Source organism: Oleiharenicola sp. Vm1 (assembly GCF_047777955.1).
In the GTDB taxonomy this organism is placed as follows: domain Bacteria; phylum Verrucomicrobiota; class Verrucomicrobiia; order Opitutales; family Opitutaceae; genus Didemnitutus.
The window spans coordinates 704,681-721,951 of record NZ_CP180537.1; the positions used below are offsets into that span (position 1 = coordinate 704,681).

The 17,271-nt window shown below is 71.6% G+C and carries 15 protein-coding genes; 11 read left to right on the forward strand and 4 right to left on the reverse strand.

The window, feature by feature from the left end; genetic code table 11:
• Positions 1-47: 47 nt before the first annotated feature.
• Positions 48-356: a YhbY family RNA-binding protein gene (locus ACMYLB_RS03965; RefSeq protein ID WP_415909679.1), complete on the reverse strand. Its 309-nt coding sequence runs from the start codon at positions 354-356 to the stop codon at positions 48-50.
• 301 nt (positions 357-657) lie between these two features.
• Between ACMYLB_RS03965 and ACMYLB_RS03970 the strand changes: the two genes are divergently transcribed.
• Both ACMYLB_RS03970 and ACMYLB_RS03975 read left to right on the forward strand, forming a co-directional pair.
• The gene (locus ACMYLB_RS03970; protein WP_415909680.1) at positions 658-1,449 is read left to right on the forward strand and encodes an energy transducer TonB; all 792 of its coding nucleotides are present in this window, start codon (positions 658-660) and stop codon (positions 1,447-1,449) included.
• Positions 1,450-1,926: 477 nt separating this feature from the next.
• Positions 1,927-2,490, forward strand: a complete 564-nt coding sequence (locus tag ACMYLB_RS03975; protein ID WP_415909681.1) for an energy transducer TonB — start codon at positions 1,927-1,929, stop codon at positions 2,488-2,490.
• A 13-nt stretch (positions 2,491-2,503) separates the two neighbouring features.
• Here the strand turns inward: ACMYLB_RS03975 and ACMYLB_RS03980 are convergent, their stop codons facing one another.
• Positions 2,504-3,199 carry a pseudouridine synthase gene (locus tag ACMYLB_RS03980; protein WP_415909682.1) on the reverse strand — a complete coding sequence of 232 codons (696 nt, stop codon included), beginning with the start codon at positions 3,197-3,199 and terminating at the stop codon, positions 2,504-2,506.
• A gap of 91 nt (positions 3,200-3,290) precedes the next feature.
• On the opposite strand from ACMYLB_RS03980, the gene ACMYLB_RS03985 reads away from it, so the two are divergent.
• The 3 genes from ACMYLB_RS03985 (at position 3,291) to ACMYLB_RS03995 (ending at position 6,830) form a co-directional block, all read left to right on the forward strand.
• The gene (locus ACMYLB_RS03985) at positions 3,291-4,451 is read left to right on the forward strand and encodes an alpha/beta hydrolase (RefSeq protein ID WP_415909683.1); all 1,161 of its coding nucleotides are present in this window, start codon (positions 3,291-3,293) and stop codon (positions 4,449-4,451) included.
• 58 nt (positions 4,452-4,509) lie between these two features.
• A complete protein-coding gene (locus tag ACMYLB_RS03990; protein ID WP_415909684.1) occupies positions 4,510-6,159 on the forward strand; it encodes a DUF4177 domain-containing protein in 1,650 nt (549 codons plus the stop codon).
• A gap of 206 nt (positions 6,160-6,365) precedes the next feature.
• Positions 6,366-6,830, forward strand: a complete 465-nt coding sequence (locus tag ACMYLB_RS03995; protein ID WP_415909685.1) for an Hsp20/alpha crystallin family protein — start codon at positions 6,366-6,368, stop codon at positions 6,828-6,830.
• A gap of 132 nt (positions 6,831-6,962) precedes the next feature.
• Here ACMYLB_RS03995 and ACMYLB_RS04000 read toward each other — a convergent pair whose 3' ends face one another.
• Positions 6,963-8,558 (reverse strand): GH3 auxin-responsive promoter family protein, encoded by a 1,596-nt coding sequence (locus ACMYLB_RS04000; RefSeq protein ID WP_415909686.1) that lies wholly within the window; start codon positions 8,556-8,558, stop codon positions 6,963-6,965.
• Positions 8,559-8,694: 136 nt separating this feature from the next.
• Here ACMYLB_RS04000 and ACMYLB_RS04005 point away from each other — a divergent pair, with 136 nt between their 5' ends.
• The 6 genes from ACMYLB_RS04005 to ACMYLB_RS04030 all read left to right on the forward strand — a co-directional run bounded on the left by ACMYLB_RS04005 (position 8,695) and on the right by ACMYLB_RS04030 (position 16,711).
• On the forward strand, positions 8,695-9,339 hold the full coding sequence (locus tag ACMYLB_RS04005) for an RluA family pseudouridine synthase (RefSeq protein WP_415909687.1): 645 nt from the start codon (positions 8,695-8,697) through the stop codon (positions 9,337-9,339).
• Between the two features lie 262 nt (positions 9,340-9,601).
• On the forward strand, positions 9,602-10,465 hold the full coding sequence (locus ACMYLB_RS04010; RefSeq protein WP_415909688.1) for an enoyl-CoA hydratase-related protein: 864 nt from the start codon (positions 9,602-9,604) through the stop codon (positions 10,463-10,465).
• On the forward strand, positions 10,462-11,607 hold the full coding sequence (locus ACMYLB_RS04015; protein ID WP_415909689.1) for a 3-hydroxyacyl-CoA dehydrogenase family protein: 1,146 nt from the start codon (positions 10,462-10,464) through the stop codon (positions 11,605-11,607). The genes ACMYLB_RS04010 and ACMYLB_RS04015 overlap by 4 nt, the downstream gene beginning before the upstream one ends.
• 107 nt (positions 11,608-11,714) lie before the next feature.
• Positions 11,715-14,222: a thiamine pyrophosphate-dependent enzyme gene (locus ACMYLB_RS04020; protein ID WP_415909690.1), complete on the forward strand. Its 2,508-nt coding sequence runs from the start codon at positions 11,715-11,717 to the stop codon at positions 14,220-14,222.
• Positions 14,219-14,881 (forward strand): 2-oxo acid dehydrogenase subunit E2, encoded by a 663-nt coding sequence (locus ACMYLB_RS04025; RefSeq protein ID WP_415909691.1) that lies wholly within the window; start codon positions 14,219-14,221, stop codon positions 14,879-14,881. The genes ACMYLB_RS04020 and ACMYLB_RS04025 overlap by 4 nt, the downstream gene beginning before the upstream one ends.
• 156 nt (positions 14,882-15,037) lie before the next feature.
• A complete protein-coding gene (locus ACMYLB_RS04030) occupies positions 15,038-16,711 on the forward strand; it encodes an ATP-binding protein (protein WP_415909692.1) in 1,674 nt (557 codons plus the stop codon).
• Here ACMYLB_RS04030 and ACMYLB_RS04035 read toward each other — a convergent pair.
• Positions 16,702-17,229, reverse strand: a complete 528-nt coding sequence (locus ACMYLB_RS04035) for a GNAT family N-acetyltransferase (protein WP_415909693.1) — start codon at positions 17,227-17,229, stop codon at positions 16,702-16,704. The two genes, ACMYLB_RS04030 and ACMYLB_RS04035, sit on opposite strands and share 10 nt — an antisense overlap.
• Positions 17,230-17,271 lie beyond the last annotated feature (42 nt).

A 17,271-nucleotide genomic window follows, 5' to 3' on the forward strand; every position in this document is an offset into this window, starting at 1 on the left:
GCCGCGCTGTCCCGCCGGTCGACGCCGGAGTGGGGCCGCCGGCGCGCTCAGCCGGCCGCGAGCAGCTTCGAGCCGTCCGCGCCCGGGCGCCAGAAGAGCGCGGTGTGGCCCACGGCGCCGACGCAGAGGCAGGCGGCGTCGCCCTCGACCTGCGCGCACAGCGCGGCGCGTTCACGCCGGTCCTGGCCGCCGGTGAAGCGCAGCTTCACCAGCTCGCGCGCGTCGAGCTGGCGGAGCAATTCGGCGAGGAACTCCGTCGTCACGCCGTCGCGGCCGAGCCACGCATGATCGGGCAGCGTCTGGCCGCGACCGCGGAGCTGGGTCTTTTGCGCGCCGGTGAGAGCAGGGAGGGACATGCGCGCAACAGAGGCGAAACAGTCGCGCATGAAAAGCCCCGAATGACTGTGCCGGTGGCGGCGCGGCGATTTTCCCACGCGCGGGACGGCCGTTTCCCGCGCGCATCCGTTTTCGCGCCTAGCCGAAAGGCGAAGCGAAATTTTAAGTCGTTGAGCGCGCGGGCGCTTCGACGGAAGGCGGGCGTTGGCACGCGCGTTGCAAAAGGGAAGGCGCACCGCGCGACGACGAAAATTCAGTTTCTGAAACTTCGGCGCCGCGTCCGGTGTGAGAACAGCAACCACACTCCACGCTCCCTTTCCCATGAACTCCACGAACACCCGCTCCCCGTCCCGCCGCCCGCGCCCGCACTTCCCGCGCGGCGCCGCCAGCGCGCTGCCGATGACGCCGCCGCCCGCCGGCAGCTGGCGCTATCCCGCCGCGCCGAAGACGCACTGGACGTTCGCCCTCGCCATCGTCGCCGCCGTGAGCCTGCACGCGGCGATGTTCTACGGCTTCGAAGCGAAGCCCGCGCGCAAGGTCGCCGCGGTGGCGAAGCCCACCGAGTCGGTGATCCAGATGGAAATGCCGCCGCTCCCGCCCGAGGAAACCGAGGACAAGCCGACGGAGCTCGTCGAGGAGCAGACGACCACCGTCGCGGTGCCGCAGCTGGCCGACGTGCCGTCCGCCGTCTCGCTCACGGAATTCTCGCAGCTGGTCGACCTCCGCCCGAAGGCCGAGATCGACGCCAACGCGCTCCGCTCGATGACGATCCCGGTCAACCACGGTCGCGGCGGCAACGGCCTGGGCAACGGCGGCTCGATCTTCAAGCTGTCGGACCTCGACCGCATCCCGCAGGCCGTCGCCCAGCCGTCGCCCCACGTCCCGCAGACGCCGGGTCTGGAGAACGGCGTGGTGCGTGTCAGCTTCATCGTCGACGCCGAGGGCAACGTGCGCGAGCCGAAGGTCGTCGATTCCACGAACTACGAGTTTGAGAAGCCCGCGCTCGAGGGCGTGAAGCGCTGGAAGTTCCGCCCGGGCATCAAGGGCGGGCGCAAGGTCGCGACGCTCATGGAAGTGCCGATCCGCTTCCAGTTCGACGAGCCGCAGGGCTGAGCCGCCTTTCCCTCACGATTGACTGCCGCGCGCCGGTTCGCTCCGGCGCGCGTTTGCTTTCGCCCTGGTCCGGCGGCGCGTCGCGGTTCCGCCGGACACGCGAGTGTCGCCGAAAATTCACCTGCGGTCGCACCGGCCGGGGCGCCGAATGCAGAAGATTCGGTTACGCGGCGTGCGGCCACTTGAGTTCGGCGGGGTTCGGCGCTTCCTGTCGCCGGCCGGAAAATCCGGCCTCCGCCTTCCCGCCATGAAAACTCAGGACTTTCCTCGCAAGCCGCGTCCCGCGCGCCCGCACTTCCCGTCCGCGCCCGCCGCGGCGCTCCCCGCCCCGGCGGCCCGCGCCGGCGACTGGCGCTACGCCTCCGCGCCGAAGACGCGCGGGGCGACCCTCCTCGCCGTGGCCGCCGCCGCCGGCCTGCACGCGGCGATGTTCTACGGTTTTCCCCGCCGCCGGCGCGCCGCGCGGTCGCGGCGCCGGTGCCGGTCCCGGCGGCGATCGAGATCGCGCTGCCGCCCTTGCCGCCGGAGGAGGCCGAGGAGCAGCCGCGCGAGCTCGTCGACGCGCCTGCCGCCCCCGCCGTGCCGCAGCTCGCGGACGTGCCCACGAGCGTGGCGCTGAGCGATTTCGCGCAGGCGCTCGACCTGCGTCCGCGGGCGGAGGTCGATGTCGGCGCACTGAAATCGATGACGATCCCGGTGAGCCGCGGCCGCGGCGGCGCCGGACCGGGACCCGCGGGTGCGATCTTCAATCTCTCGCAGCTCGACCGCGTGCCGCAGCCGGTCGCGCAGCCGTCGCCCAGCTTTCCGAAGGGCGTGCGGATCGCCGGCCTCGAGCAGGCGGTCGTCGTGGTCGAGTTCATCGTCGATGCCGAGGGCCGCGTGCTCGAACCGCGCGTGACGCACTCGAACGCCCCCGAGTTCGACCGCGCCGCGCTGGCCGGCGTGGCCCGCTGGAAGTTCCGCCCGGGCATCCTGTCCGGCCGCAAGGTGGCGACGCGGATGGAGGTGCCGCTGAAGTTCGACCTGACGGCGCGCGAGTGACGCGCGCCGCGCCTCACCCGAACGTGTCCAGCGGCAGCTCGCGCCACGCGCCCGGCGCGAGCGCGCCGAGCTCGAGCGGGCCGAAGCGCACGCGGTGGAGCGTGAGCACCTCGCAGCCCTGGCTGGCGAACATGCGGCGCACCTGGTGATACCGGCCCTCGGTGAGCGTCAGCTCCGCCTCGCGCGGGCCGAGCACGCGCAGGTCCGCCGGCGCGCACGGCTCGGTCTCGCCGCGGAGCACGAGCGTGCCGCCGGCGAAGAGCTCCCCGAGGCCCGGCGGCAGGTCGGCATCGAGCGTGGCGCGGTAGATTTTCGGGACCTTGTGCTTCGGCGAAGTCAGGCGGTGCACTAGCTCGCTCCGGTCCGTCAGCAGCAGCAGGCCGCTGGTGTCCTTGTCGAGCCGGCCGATCGTCGTCACCGGCGGGTTGCGGCGCTGCCAGCGCGGCGGGAGCAGGCCGTAGACGCTCGGACCCTCGCGGCCGTCGTGCGAACAGACGAGCCCGGTGGGCTTGTGCAGCAGCAGCAGCAGGCCGTCGGGGCGGTCGAGCGGCTCGCCGTCGACGCGCACGAGGCCCGGCGCGGTCTTCTCGCCGGGATCGTCGGCGACGCGGCCGGCGACCTCCACCCGGCCGTCGTCGATCCAGGCGCGGGCCTCGCGGCGCGAGCAGTAGCCGAGGTTGGCGAGGAGTTGGTCGAGGCGGCGGGACATTGGAGGACGGGAAACTGAGGACGCAGGACCGCGGCGGGCGCGAGGCTGAAATTTTGTCGTCCGGGCGGCGCGGACACCCGTAGCTTGGTTCGTGCTCCCCGTGCTCCTCGGTGTCCTCCTCCTCGCGCTCGCCTACGCGGCGTCGTTCACGCTGCATCACGCGCCGCAGCGGTCGTGGATCTGGAAGGTCGCGCTCGCGGTCGGGGAATACGGCGTGTGGTTCGTCCCGCTTGCCCTCGGTCTCGGCGCCATCGCCGGGGTCGCGACGGACGGGGCGACACGGGTGGTGCTGCTCGGCCTGAGCGCGGGGGCGACGGCGGGGCTGCTGCGTCCGGTCGCCAGCGCGGCGCGGATCGGCGCGCGTCTGCCGGCGGCGCTGCGCGCGGCCTTCGGCGCGAGCGCCGTCGCACCGGCGCCGGCCTTCTCCCTCGCGCGGCTGTTTCTCCACGCCGCGCCGCCGCGCGCGGCAAGGGAGACGCACGTCTTCGCGCGCCCGGAGGGCGTGGAGCTGTCGCTGGATTTCTATCGCGCCCGCGGCGCCGGCGCGGACGGCGCCCCGTGCCTCGTCGTGGTGCACGGTGGCGGGTGGGACGGCGGCGACCGCGAGCAGATCCCGGAGTGGAACCACCGCTGGGCGGCGCGCGGGTGCGCGGTGGCGGCGGTTTCGTATCGGCTCGCGCCGCGCTTCGTCTGGCCGGCGCAGCGCGACGACGTGCGCGCGGCGCTCGCTTGGCTGAAGGCGCACGCGCGCGCGCTCGGGATCGACGCCGGCCGCTTCGTCCTGCTCGGCCGCTCCGCCGGCGGACAGATCGCCACCGCGGTCGCCTACGGCACGCGCGACCCGGCGATCCGCGGGGTGATCTCGTTCTACGCGCCGCAGGACATGGAGTTCGCCTGGGGAGTGTCGCGCGAGGACGACGCGCTAAACTCGGCCAATCTCATGCGCCAATACCTCGGCGGCCCGCCCGACACGACCGAGCGCCGGGCGCGCTACGCCGACGCCAGCGCGCAGGCGATGATCGGCCCCGCGACGCCGCCGACGCTGCTGCTGCACGGCGCGCCCGACACGCTGGTGTGGCACCGGCACAGCGAGCGACTGGCCGCGGCGCTGCAGGCGGCGGGCGTGCCGCACCATTTCCTGTCGCTGCCGTGGGCGACGCACGCGTTCGACTTCAACCCCGACGGCCCCGGCGGACAGCTGACCGACTGTGCGGTCGGCAGCTTCCTGCGGGCGACGGTGGGCGCGGGGTGACCCCCATTCGAGTTTAGGCTGGCCAGCCATGGCCCATTGCGGGTTTATGGCCGCTCGCATGTCCAACTGGGAATACAAAGTCATCACCAGCGGCAAGGGCGGCTTCGCGTCGCCGGACCGCATGGAGAAATTTCTCAACGACCTCGGTCAGGAGGGTTGGGAAGTCATCACCTTTCACACGCAACCCGACAACCTGCTGGCGTTCACCGGCCTCGTGCGTCGCCCGACGCAGCGCGACTGGACGCTCGAGGATGCCGCCGCCGCCGCCGCGCGGGCCGAGGCCGACAAGCTCCGGGCGGAGTTCGAGGCGAAGTTCAAGGCCGCCAGCAGCAACGCGCCCGCCCAGCCCGCCGAGGAAGGCGAGACCTTCCTGGCCGAGGAGAAGGTCGGCACGGACGACGGCCTGCGCCGCCTGCGCGACACCTCGCGCGACGACGACCCCGACGCCTCCGAGGAGGAGGGCGAGAAGGACGACTGGGACAAGCTTTCCGAGGAGGACGAGCTGCCGACGTTCTTCGACGCCATGCGCCCGCACATGCGCAAGAACCAGCGCGGGCCCGGCATGAGCGTGGGCCTCGACTACCTGGCGAAGAAATGGCGTCTCGAGGAGGCCGACCTGAAGGGCGCGCTCGTCGAGTGCGGCCTGCAGATCCCGGCGGACGAGAACGCCAAGCCGGTCTACGTCGAGTTCGAGGGCGACCTTTACTGGGTGAACATCAACCGCCGCGGCGAGATCTGGATCAACACCCGCGAGAAGCCCGAGCCCGTCTTCCGCATCGTCCCGGGCAAGCGCCTGAGCGACGAGGAGGCGCCCGCCGACAGCGCGCCCGCGCCGCGCGAGGAGCGCCGGCAGCACGAGACCCGCGCCGAGCGCCAGGCCGAGGCCACCGCGCAGCCCGCGCGCGAAGCGCAGCCGACCTCCGCGCCGCAGCAACCGGCGACGCCGAAGACCTTCCTCGACAAGGTGCGCGCCCTCATGCGCCGCAACCGCCGCGGCCACGGCTGGTCCGGCAGCTTCGGCTTCCTCACCAAGGCGCTGAAGACCGACGAGGCCGGCCTCCTTGCCCAGCTCGCCGAGCAGGGTCTGAAGATCAAGGAGGACGGCGCCGAGAAGCCGCTGTTCCACGAGGAAGGCGACTTCCTCTACTGGATGGACAAGAACCAGCGCGGCGAAATCTGGATCAACGCGCGCAAGAATCGCGGCGGCCCCAAGGGCGACGGCAGCGATGCCGCCGAGGGCGGCGACGAGCCGGCCGAGTCCGGCGCCCGCGAGGCGCCCGCGGCCGAGACCCCGGCGGCTCCGGCCCCCGAAGCCGCCCCCGCGGCGGAGGCCGCGCCGGTCGCCGAGGCCACTCCCGCCCCGCAGACCGAACGCGTGCGCGCGGACGTGCTCGAGGCGCTGCGCCTGCTGCTCCAGCCGAAGAAGCGCGGCGAAGGCTTCACCGCCAAGATCGACGATCTGTCGACCCAGCTCGGCCGCCCCGCCATCGAGATCCTGGAGGCGCTGGTCGGCGCCGGCCTCAACGTGCCCGACGACGCGAAGACGAAGCCCACCTTCGGCGAGCGCAACGGCGAGATCTTTTGGCTGAACCGCAACGCCAAGGGCGATCTCTGGCTCAACGCCAAGGACGCGAAGGCCAGGCGCGCGCGCAGCAAGAAGAAGGAAGACGGCGAAGAGTCCGACGACGACGGCGACAGCGACGAGTAAGCCGCGTCGCGGCGCCCCGCCGCGCATCCCTTTCCCGCGGAGCCTCCGGGCTCCGCTTTTTTTTGGCCGTGCAGGCCGCGGCGCGCATTTGTTGGTTACAAACGCGCCGCCGGGGCGACCAAGAAATGCGGAGCGGCTTTCCCGGCCCGGTGGAAAAATATCCGGCCGCAGCGCTGTGCTGCGCGGCATTCAACCAGGAGGAAATCATGAAACCCGCTCCGATTCTCCGCTGGAATCCGCTCCGCGAGATGGAGGACATGCAGAGCCGCATGGCGGCTCTATTTGGGCCGGACCCGCTCCGGATGATCGATCCGAACCGGGAGGAGAAACTCGTGACGACGGATTGGATCCCGGCCGTCGACATCACCGAGGACGAGAAGGAATATCTCATCAAGGCCGACCTGCCCGAGATGAAGAAGGAGGACGTGCACGTCACGTTCGAGGACGGCGTGCTCACCCTCACCGGCGAGCGCCGGGTCGAGCGCGAGGAGAAGAACCGCAAGTATCACCGCGTCGAGCGCGAACACGGCCGCTTCCTGCGCAGCTTCACGCTGCCCGAGAACGCGGACGCGACGAAGATCCTCGCCGAGTTCAAGGACGGCGTGCTGCTGCTGCGCCTGCCGAAGAACGAGAAGGTCCGCCCGAAGGTGATCGAGGTGAAGATCGCCTGACGTGAATCGCACGCGCGCCTCAGGGGTTGGCGTCCGCGGCGCGCGCAAGTCCCAAGGATGCCAGGGAAATGCCGGGCGACGGATTGCACTCCGCCGCCCGGAACACCCGCGGGCCGGCCGGCCGGCCGCGGCTCAGTGGCCGTTGGCGCGGAAGGGCGGCTGGGTGTGGAAGCGGGCGATGCCGGCGAGCTGGTCGGCGACGAGGCGGTCGCTGCGGCAGCGGGCGAACTTGCCCGTGCCCTCGCGCGCGCCGTGTAGGCGCGCCCACTCGCTGAAGGTGCCGGGCATCACCAGGCGCACCAGCGGCGGCTCGAGCGCGCCGTTGGCGCGGCGGGCGGTGTAGTCGGTGTGGTGGCGGCTGAGCTCCGCATCGAGTTCGGCGCCGAGCAGCGGGCCGGTCGGCGTGCGCACCGTGCCGGGGCGCAGCTCGACCCACCACTCGTGCGCGCCCTGCGGCCGCGGCACGAGGCGGGTGAAATACGGCGCGACGTGGAAGTTCACCGGCGTCCAGTCGTTGCGCGCGCACACGGCGAGGAGGGCGGCGGTGACCTCGCGCTCCGTGACGTGCTCGCCGAAGGAGTTCAGGAGCAGCTGCGTCCGGCCGGTGAAGACGAGCCGCGGGGGCTTCACCGACAGGAACCGGACGCTGTCGCCGACGAGGCAGCGGCAAAGGCCGGCCGGCGTGGTGACGACGAGCGCGTAGTCGGTGTCGGCCTGCGCCTCCTCGAGCGGCACGCAGCGGCCGCCGAGCGCGGCCAGGTTGCCCTCGGCCAGCTCGCGCAGCGGCAGGAACTCGAAGAACAGCCCCTGGTCGGCGAGCAGGCGCAAGCCCGCGCCGGAGTCGCCGTCCTGGGCGGCGTAGACGCCCTCGGCGCCGGCGTAGATTTCGTGCAGCGCGACGTCGGGGCCGAGGCCGGCGCGCAGCTCGGCGCCGAAGATGCCGAGGATCGAGCCGGTGTGCACGCAGCCGGCAAGGCGGGGCCAGACGGCGCGCAGGTGCTGCACGCGCTGCTTGCCCGTGCTGCCGTGCGCGCGCACGGCGTCGATCAGCGCCACGAGCGCGGCCGGCGTGCCGGCGACCAGGCGGACGTCGGCGCCGGCGCACTGCTCGGCGATGGCGCGCATCTTCTCCTCGCCGGCGGTGAGGCGCGCGATGCCGGGGGCGGGGGCGTAGAGGTTCTTCTCCGACCACTCGGAGAGCGCCAGCGGCACCATCGCGTCGAGGTAGCCGGCGTAGGCGCCGCCGGATTCGTTGAGCGCCGTGCTCGTGCCGGCGTGGAGGTGGCGGCCGAGGAAGAGCTCGGGCTGGCCGGTGTGCACGGCGTGCAGCAGCAGCGCGTCGCCCAGCGCGCCGCGGTAGTGGGCGAGCATGGCGGGCGTGGCGGGCAGGGGCTTGGGCGTGCCGTCGACGGTGCCGGCGGTGTAGACGAAGAAGCGGCAGCGGCCCGGCCAGAGCACGTCGGCGGCGCCGGCGGCCATGCGCTCGATCCAGCCGGCGAACTCCGCCGGCGTGCGCAGCGGGACCTGCGTGCGGTAGTCGGCGTAGGTCGTGCGCGGCCCCAGGCCGTGCAGCCGGCCGAACTCGGTGCGGGCGTGCGCGGCCATGAACGCGGCGAACGCGCGCCGCTGGTGCGCCGGCCCGGCGTCGGCGACGCGCAGGCGCTTCTGCAGCTGCCGCATGCGGTGGCTCGCGATGAGTTTCACGAGAAAGCGCGGCGCGAGCGTCATGGCGGGTAGTGAAAGGATTACGGGCGACGAAGCCAGAAAGGAGCAGGCGTCAGCGGCAAAAATTTCTTAAAACGCGTGGCCCTTTCCCGCGGTTAAGCGTTGCCGGGGCCGGCCCGATGGCGTTCAAACGCGCTCCATGCCGTCGCTGCCGCCGGTGATCTACGAGGACGAGGCGCTCATCGCCTTCGACAAGCCCAGCGGGTTGCTCATCGCGCCCGACCGGTGGGACAAGTCGCGCGCCAACCTCATGGGACTGGTCCATGAGGCGATGGGACACGGCGTGGCGAACGTCCACCGCATCGACGCCGACACCAGCGGCGTCGTGCTGTGCACGAAGACGAAGCCCGCGCTGGATTTCGTCAGCGGGCAGTTCCAGTCCAAGACGGTCGAGAAAGTCTACCTGGCCCTCGTCGTTCCCGCCGGCCCCTGCGCGGCGCCGTGGGCCGGCGGCACGCCGCCGCTCGCCGACGCGGCCGGCGCCCTGCCGGACGCGTTCAGCGTCGACCTCGTGCTGAAAGAGGACGACGCCGCGCCGGGCCGCATGTGCGTCGTGCGCCGGCACGGCAAGGGCGCCGTGACCGACGGCAAGGTGCTCGAGCGTTACGGCACCTTCACGTTGCTCGAGTGCCGGCCGCAGACCGGGCGCACGCACCAGATCCGCGTGCACCTCGCCGCCAGCGGGTGGCCGATCCTCAACGATCCGTTCTACGGCAACGACACGCGGCTGCTGCTCTCGGGCCTGAAGCGCGGCTACAAGGGCCGCGACGACGAGCGCCCCTGATCGCGCGCCTCGCGCTGCATGCGAGCGCGCTGACGTTCACGCATCCGCTGTCGCGCGCGCGCGTGACGGTCACCTCGCCGCTGCCGCACGACTTCGAGGTGGCGCTGAAATACCTGCGCAAATTCGCGGGCCCGGGGGCGCGCCGGCGCTGAAAGCCGGGCGCCTTACATTTGTCATAAGGCGACTAATAGTTGGGTGCCGCGCCGGGCTTGGCGTTGTCAGCCGCGGGGGCGGGGAGTTCCTTGGGCCCAACTCCTCCCCCATGAGCACCCCCGTTACGGTTACCTCCTCCGTCGATGCGGACGGCATCGGCTGGATCGTTTTCGACGACCCCGCGAGCCGCGCCAACGTCTTCAACCCGCCGACGCAGGCCGCGCTGCGCGCCGCGATCGAGACGCTCGCCGCGCAGCCGGTGAAGGCCGTGGTCGTGCTCAGCGGCAAGGAGAAGATCTTCATCGCCGGCGCCGACCTGAAGTGGCTGGGCAAGATCGCCACTCCCGCGGAGGGCCAGGACGCGTCGCGGGCGGGCCATGCGCTCTTCGGCATGCTGGAGCAGTTCAAGGTGCCGGTCGTCTGCGCAATCCACGGCGCGTGCGCCGGCGGCGGCTACGAGCTCGCGCTCGCCTGCCACTGGCGCCTCGCGAGCGACGCCAAGGAAACCGTCATCGGCCTGCCCGAGGTCGGCATCGGCCTGATCCCCGGCTGGGGCGGCTGCGCGCGCCTGCCGCGGCTGATCGGCGCGAAGGCGGCGGTGGAGCACATCCTGAAGGCGCAGCTGCTGCCCGCACCGGAGGCGCACCGGGCCGGCCTGATCGACGAGGTCGTGCCGGCGGCGGAGCTGAAAGCCCGGGCGAAGGCCGCGGCGCTCCGGCTCGCCGCCAGCGGCCGGCCGGCGCGCACCGCCGGCCAGCCGGCCGACGCGGCGTTTTTCGCCGAGCAGCGCAAGACGGCGCTCGCGCGGCTGCGCGGCCAGCCCGCGCCGCTCGCCGTGCTCGACACGGTGGAGCAGGGGGCGGCGCACCGCTCGCGGCCGCGCTCGAGCTCGAGGCGACGCGGTTCGGCGAGATCGCGGCCGGCGACGTCGCGCACAACCTCGTCCACGTCTTCTTCCTTAAGGACGCGGTGAAGAAGCTCACGGTCGACGCCTGGTTCCCGAAGCCGGCGGCGGCCGCGGCGCCCGCGCCGTTCCGGAAGATCGGCGTGATCGGCGCCGGCGTCATGGGCTCGGGCATCGCGCAGTGGTGCGCGGCGCGCGGCTACAGCGTCGTCATGCGCGACGTGCAGCCGGAATTCGTCGCACGCGGGCTGGCGGTGATCCAGGGCCTCTTCGACGAGGCGGCGAAGCGCGGCAAGATGACCGCCGCGGCGGCGGCGCAGGGCGTCGCCCGCGTGCAGGGCACGACCGAGCTGGCGGCCTTCGCCGACTGCGACCTCGTGGTCGAGGCGATCGTCGAGAACGTCGCGGCGAAGCAGGCGCTGTTCGCCGAGCTGTCGCAGGTGGTGCGCGCCGACTGCGTGCTGGCGTCCAACACCTCCGCGCTGCCGATCGAGGAGCTCGCCGCCACCGCGATCCATCCCGGCCGCACGATCGGCATCCACTTCTTCAATCCCGTCAGCCGCATGCCGCTGATCGAGATGGTGCTCTCGCCGCACACGACGCGCGACACCGCCGATCGCGTGCTGGCCTTCGCCAAGCACCTCGGCAAGACGCCGGTCATCTGCCGCTCGTCGCCGGGCTTCCTCGTGACGCGCGTGCTGTTCTTCTACCTCAACGCCGCGTGTGCGCTCTGGGAGCAGGGCGTGCCGACGGACGTGATCGACCGCGCGATGCGCGACTGGGGCTGGCCGATGGGGCCGATGCGCCTGATCGACGAGGTTGGCGTGGACGTGACGGATTTCATCTATGGCGAGATGAAGCACTACTTCCCCGCGCGCTTCGCCGGCACGAGCGTCTGCGGCCAGATGCTCGCCGCGGGCCTGAAGGGCCGGAAGAACGGCGCCTCGACCGGTTTCTACACTTACGAGGGCGGCAAGGAGGCGCTGAATCCCGCGCTGGCGTCCTTCGCGCCCGCGGCGGCGAAGACGATGGATGCGGCCGCGATCCAGGATCACCTCAACGGCGTGATGATCGCCGAGACGCAGCGCGTGCTCGACGAAGGGGTGCTGAAGACGGCGGACGACGCCGACTTCGCGCTGCTGATGGGCACCGGCTTCCCCGCGTTCCGCGGCGGCCTCATGCGCTACGCGCGCGCCCACGGCCGCGCCTGAGCGCGCGCTTACCGGCACAGTTCCCCCACGCAACTCCGCATCGCGGCATCCGAGAATTGCCGTTGCCGCGCCGACCGTTTCCCCAAACCTACCCCCCACGTCCGACCATGGCCAAAGCCACGTCTTCGAGTCTGAACCAGGAACAGCGGCGCCACCTGCTGCGCACCATGCTGGAAAGCCGCCACGGCGACCTCCGCGAGGAGAGCCTGAACCGGCAGGGCAAGGGGCATTTCCACGTGTCCGGGCGCGGGCACGAGGCGTTCAGCGCGCTCGGGGCGCAGCTGCGCGAGGGGGATTTCATCGTGCCCTACTACCGCGACCGCGGCCTGTGCATGGGGCGGGGGATGAGCACGCGGCAGCTGGCGCTGGAATACTTCGCGAAGCGCGAGTCGACCTCGCGCGGCCGCATGATGCCGTCGCATTTCTCCGCCCGGGAGCTGAACATCGTCAGCGTGCCGACCCCGCTCGGCTCGCAGCTGCTGCCGGCCTGCGGCATCGCGTGGGGCATGAAGCTCGACGGGAAGGACAGCGTGGTCGTGACCACGATCGGCGACGCCGCGACGCGCCAGGGCGACTTCTACGAGGCGGTCAGCTTCGCGCGGGAGAAGCAGCTCCCGATCCTCTTCATCGTCGAGGACAACGCCTATGGCATCTCGACGCCGACGCGGAAGATCAACCCGCTCGCCCTCGACGTGCTCAACCAGGCCCCGTGGCACGTCATCGACGGCTCCGACCTCGAGGTCGTGCACGCCGAGACGCAGCTGGCCGTCGCCAAGCTCCGCGCCGGCGCGGGCCCGGTCTTGCTCTGGGCCAAGGTCGAGCGGCTTTCCAGCCACACCAGCTCCGACGACCACACGCTCTACCGCTCCAAGGAGGACATCGCCGCGCTGGAGAAAGCCGATCCGATCCGCGTCCTGCGCGACAAGATGATCGCGGCCGGCGAGCTGACCGAGGCGGAGTTCGCGAAGCTCGACGAGGAGATCAAGGAGAAGGTCCGCGCCGACTACGCCGCCGCGGAAAAGGCCGAGGACCCGCGCGCTGACGAGCTCTTCCTCGACGTCACCGGCGCGTCGCCCGTCCTGGACGAGGAGCTCTTCAAGCCCGGCAAATACCGCATGGGCGACGTGATCAACAAGACGCTCCGCGCCGGCCTCGACGCCGACCCGGGCCGCCTGATCTTCGGCGAGGACATCGAGGACCCGAAGGGTGGCGTGTTCCGCCTGACGCAGAAGCTCTCCACGGATTTTCCCGAGCAGGTCTTCAACTCGCCGCTCGCGGAGTCGACCATCTTCGGCATCGGTGGCGGCCTCGCGCTCTACGGCCGGCGCCCGGTGTTCGAGCTGCAGTTCATCGACTTCAGTTTTCCCGGCTTCAACCAGATCGTGCAGAACCTCGCGAACCTCCGCTGGCGCTCGAACGGCGCCTGGAAGGTCCCGGCGGTGTTCTACGCGCCCTACGGCGCCTACCTGCCCGGCGGCTCGCTCTGGCACTCGCAGGCGAACGAGTCGGCCTACGCGCACTTTCCGGGAATCAACATCGTCATCCCGTCCACGCCCGAGGACGCCGCCGGTCTGCTCTGGACCGCGATGCACAGCGAGGACATCACGCTCTTCCTCGCGCCGAAGCACATGCTCTGGGCCGAGGTCGAGTCGAAGCAGCCGATCAAGTCCATCCCGCTCGGCGCGGCCCGGATCGTCACCGCGGGCGAGGACCTGACGGTCGTCGCCTGGGGCAACACGATGGAAAAGGCCCACGAGGCCATCGCGGAGCTCAAGGGCGAGGTGAGCGTCGAGCTCATCGACCTGCGCTCGATCATGCCGTGGGACCAGGCGACCATCGAAGCCTCCGTCCGTAAGACCGGCCGGCTCATCGTCATCCAGGAGGACACCGAGGCCTGCTCCGTCGGCCAGATGATCGTGCAGCACGTCGTCGGCCGCACGGAGCTGTTCGTCCTGCTGAAGGCGCCGCCGCGGCTCATCACCAAGGGCAACGTCATGATCGGCTACAACCCGATCTACGAATACGCCGCGCTGCCCGCGGTGCCGCAGATCGTCGAGGCAATCTGGGAACTGGTTTCGATGAACGTCGCGCGCGGCGAAGTGCCGCCCACGCCGGCGCCGGCCGTGCCGGCGGCGACGCCGATTGCCGCCCCGGCCGCCGCGGCGCCGGCGGGCGCGTCGTCCGCGCATGGTCCGCAGAACACCGTCCTTCCCGGCACGAGCGACATCCTCGTCCGCGTGCCGATCATGGGCGAGGGCCTGCGCTCCGCGCGCGTCGTCACGCTCAACAAGAAGCCCGGCGACGCCGTGAAGCACGACGACGTGCTCTGCGAGCTCGAGACCGACAAGGCCGTCTATCCGGTCGAGGCCTCGTTCGCCGGCACGTTCAAGGCCTGGCGCATCCAGGTCGACGCCACCGTGCTCATCGGCCAGGAGATCGCGCTCGTCACCGGCGACGCCGCCAGCGTGGCCGGCTTGCCCGTCGAGGGGCCGCCCCTGCGCCCAAGCCCGCCGTCGCGCCCGCCACGTCGGTGGCGAAGGCCGCGCCCGCCGCGCCGGCCGTCGTCAGCAAGCCCGCGGCGCCGTCCGCCCCCGTTTCCTCCTCCCCCTCCATGAATGGCAACGTCCGCCCGCCCGCCCTGCACCCCGCGATCACGAAGCGCCTCGATGCCGTCGTGCCCGCGAACATGCTGATGGACGTCCGTTGGGAGCCGCTGAAGAAGGCCCGCGAGGCCGCCAAGGCGAAGCTCGGCAAGGCCGCGCCGTCGCCCTCGGCCATGATGGCGTGGTGCGTCACGCGCGCGCAGGAGCTGCACCCGGCGTTCCGCTGCATCGTGGGCAAGGACGGCACCATCCTCGAGCAGCCCGTGTTCGACCAGGGCGTCGCGGTCGCGCTCGAAGGCGACCGCCTCGCCACCGCGGCGATCGGCGGCGCGAACCAGCTTTCGTTTGCCGACTTCAGCGCGGCCTACAACCGCGCCGTCGAGGAGACGCGCGCCGGCAAGCTGCTCGACGTGCAGGCGCCGCTCAACATCACCAGCCTCGGCGCCTTCGGCGTCGAGAGCGCGACGCCGATCGTGGTGCCGCCGGCGATGGCGACGCTCTTCATCGGCACGGCGCACGAGCGGATGATCAACGACGGCGGCCTGATCTACCCGTGCGAAGTCGTGACCCTGTCGCTGACCTTCGATCACAAGGTGGTGAACGGCGCCGGTGCGGCGGTGTTCCTGCAGGACGTGAAGAAGCAGTTCGAGGGCTTCACGCTGCCGGCCTGACCGTCTCCCGCCGAACGGCCCGGGCGGAGCGGCCCGGGTCCAAGGGCGCGGCATAAAATCCGGCCTCGCGGGACAATCCCCCTCGCCTCGGGGCGGCTTTGTGCCGATAAGGGGACGCGTCACCCGTCCGTCGGCGCGCTGGCGCATTTCTCCCGCGTGAAGCTCCCGTTGCCGTTGCTTCTTCTTCTGGCCGTTCTCACGGCCGGCGCGCGCGCGGCGTCCCCGGACGTCGACATCGGCCTCACCGCCGACGAGAAGCGCTGGATCGCGGAGCACCCGGTGGTGCGCGTGGGGCACGACACCACCTACGCGCCGTATGCGTTCCGCGACGCGAAGGGGACGATCGTCGGGCTCGATCCCGACGTGCTGGAGCTCATCGCCCAGCGGACGGGCCTGCGCTTCCGCCACGAGGCGCGCGCGAGCTGGACGGAGGTGATGAACGACTTCAAGGCCGGCCGGCTCGATGTCCTGGCCAGCCTCGGCTACGTCAAGGAGCGCGAAGCCTACCTGATCTACACCCGCGCCTACGGCTATGCGCCGAATGTGATCGTCACGCGCGACAACACGCCGCTGCCCTTCGAGCTCGGCGAGCTCCGCGGCCGGCGCATCGCCGTCGTGAAGGGCTACACCGCCATGCGCGCCATGGTGGAGGCGGTGCTGAGCGAGCCGAGCATCGTCGAGTATCCGACGTCGGAGGCGGCGATGATGGCGGTCGCCCGGGGCGAGGTGTTCGGCGTGGTCTCGGACGCGGTGAACGCCGCCTACACGATCAAGGCGCGGCAGCTCACCAACCTGCACCTCGGCGTCGTGCTCGAGAGCCGGGGCGTGGCGAACGAGAACTACCTCGGCGTGCGCAAGGACCTGCCCGAGCTCGCCGCCATCATCAACAAGGCGCTGGCGAGCATCACGCCGGCGGAGCGCCACGCGATCTCGAACCGCTGGGTCGGCGTCGAGCTGGACGAGAACATCTGGTCGACGCGGGTGGTGCGCGTCGGCGCGCTGCTGATCGTCTGCGCCGTGCTCATCGGCGGCCTCGTGCTCTGGCACAACCGCCGCCTCGCCCGCGAGCTGGCCGAGCGCCGGCGCATCCAGACCGAGCTCGAGCAGGCGCACGAGCGGCTGACCCGTGCGAGCGAGGAGAAGTCCGAGCTCATGCACATGCTCGCCCACGACCTGCGCAATCCGCTCACTGCGGTCGTGATGGGGGCCGACCTGCTGCGCATGGGCGACCTGCCGCGCGAGCACGCCGAGACGGTGGCGCGCCTGCGCAGCCACGCGCAGAAGATGAGCCGGCTGATCGACGACCTGATGGACGCCAACGCCATCGAGGCCGGCCAGCGGCAGTTCCATTTCGATCCGGTCGACCTGACGCGGACGGTGCGGGCGGCGGTGGAGTCGTTCGCCGAGCCGGCGGCGCTCAAGCAGCTGCGGCTCGAGCTGACGCTGCCCGACGAGCCGCTGGTGGTGTGCACGGACGAGGGCGCGTTCCGGCAGGTTGTCGACAACCTGATCTCGAATGCCGTGAAATACTCGCCGGCGCGGCAGTCGATCGAGATCGTGCTCGCCCGGCGCGAGCACGGCATGCGGCTCACGGTCACCGACCACGGCCCGGGTCTCAGCGCCGACGAGGTGGCGCAGCTTTTCCGCAAGTTCGGGCGCGGCCGGGCGCGGCCCACCGGCGGCGAGAAGAGCTCCGGCCTCGGGTTGTGGATCGTGCAGCGCGTCGTGGATGCGCTGGGCGGGACCGTCTGGTGCGAGAGCCAGCCGGGCGCCGGCGCCAGCTTCGTGTTCACGCTGCCGCTCGAGCGCGGCGTCCCGGGTCAGGCGTGACCGACGGTCCGGCTGCGCCGCTCGAGGAGCAGCGTGTCGCACCACTGGCCGGCAAGCGGGCCCTGCGGCATGCGGCCGATCTTTTCCCGGATGCCGACGATGTGGAAGCCGTGGCGCTGCTGGAGGGCGACGCTGGCGGCGTTCTGCGGGAAGGTGGACGACTGGAGCGTCCAGAAGCCCTGCGCCTCGCTGAGGCGGATCATCTCGCGCATGAGCGCGTCGCCGACGCGCTGGCCGCGGTGCGAGGCGGCGACGTAGAGGCTCATCTCAGCGACGCCGCGGTAGACGTAGCGGGAGGAGACGGGAATAAGGACGGCCCAGGCGGCGAGGGCGCCGTGGGCGTCGCGTGCGACGACGCAGGCGTCGGGGAGCTTGGACTTGATGAAGTCGGCGAACGTCTCCGGCGGAGTGGCCTCGAAGGTCGCGATGCCGGTGGCGATGCCTTCGGCATAGATGCGCTGCACGTCCGGCCAGTCGGCCGCGGTCATGGGCGCGAAGGTGAGCGAGGGCGGGGGCATGGAGGCGGTGCAGCGCGCGCCGTGCCAAGGCGGCGCGGGTTT

Excerpts from the sequence above, each read along its gene's own strand:
- ACMYLB_RS04010 (WP_415909688.1), top strand. The coding sequence starts at position 9,602 with ATGAGCACCCCCGTTACGGTTACCTCCTCCGTCGATGCGGACGGCATC.
- ACMYLB_RS03995 (WP_415909685.1), top strand. The coding sequence starts at position 6,366 with ATGAAACCCGCTCCGATTCTCCGCTGGAATCCGCTCCGCGAGATGGAG.
- ACMYLB_RS04005 (WP_415909687.1), top strand. The coding sequence starts at position 8,695 with ATGCCGTCGCTGCCGCCGGTGATCTACGAGGACGAGGCGCTCATCGCC.
- ACMYLB_RS03970 (WP_415909680.1), top strand. The coding sequence starts at position 658 with ATGAACTCCACGAACACCCGCTCCCCGTCCCGCCGCCCGCGCCCGCAC.
- ACMYLB_RS03980 (WP_415909682.1), bottom strand. The coding sequence starts at position 3,199 with ATGTCCCGCCGCCTCGACCAACTCCTCGCCAACCTCGGCTACTGCTCG.
- ACMYLB_RS04035 (WP_415909693.1), bottom strand. The coding sequence starts at position 17,229 with ATGCCCCCGCCCTCGCTCACCTTCGCGCCCATGACCGCGGCCGACTGG.
- ACMYLB_RS04025 (WP_415909691.1), top strand. The coding sequence starts at position 14,219 with ATGAATGGCAACGTCCGCCCGCCCGCCCTGCACCCCGCGATCACGAAG.
- ACMYLB_RS04000 (WP_415909686.1), bottom strand. The coding sequence starts at position 8,558 with ATGACGCTCGCGCCGCGCTTTCTCGTGAAACTCATCGCGAGCCACCGC.
- ACMYLB_RS03965 (WP_415909679.1), bottom strand. The coding sequence starts at position 356 with ATGTCCCTCCCTGCTCTCACCGGCGCGCAAAAGACCCAGCTCCGCGGT.
- ACMYLB_RS04020 (WP_415909690.1), top strand. The coding sequence starts at position 11,715 with ATGGCCAAAGCCACGTCTTCGAGTCTGAACCAGGAACAGCGGCGCCAC.
- ACMYLB_RS03990 (WP_415909684.1), top strand. The coding sequence starts at position 4,510 with ATGTCCAACTGGGAATACAAAGTCATCACCAGCGGCAAGGGCGGCTTC.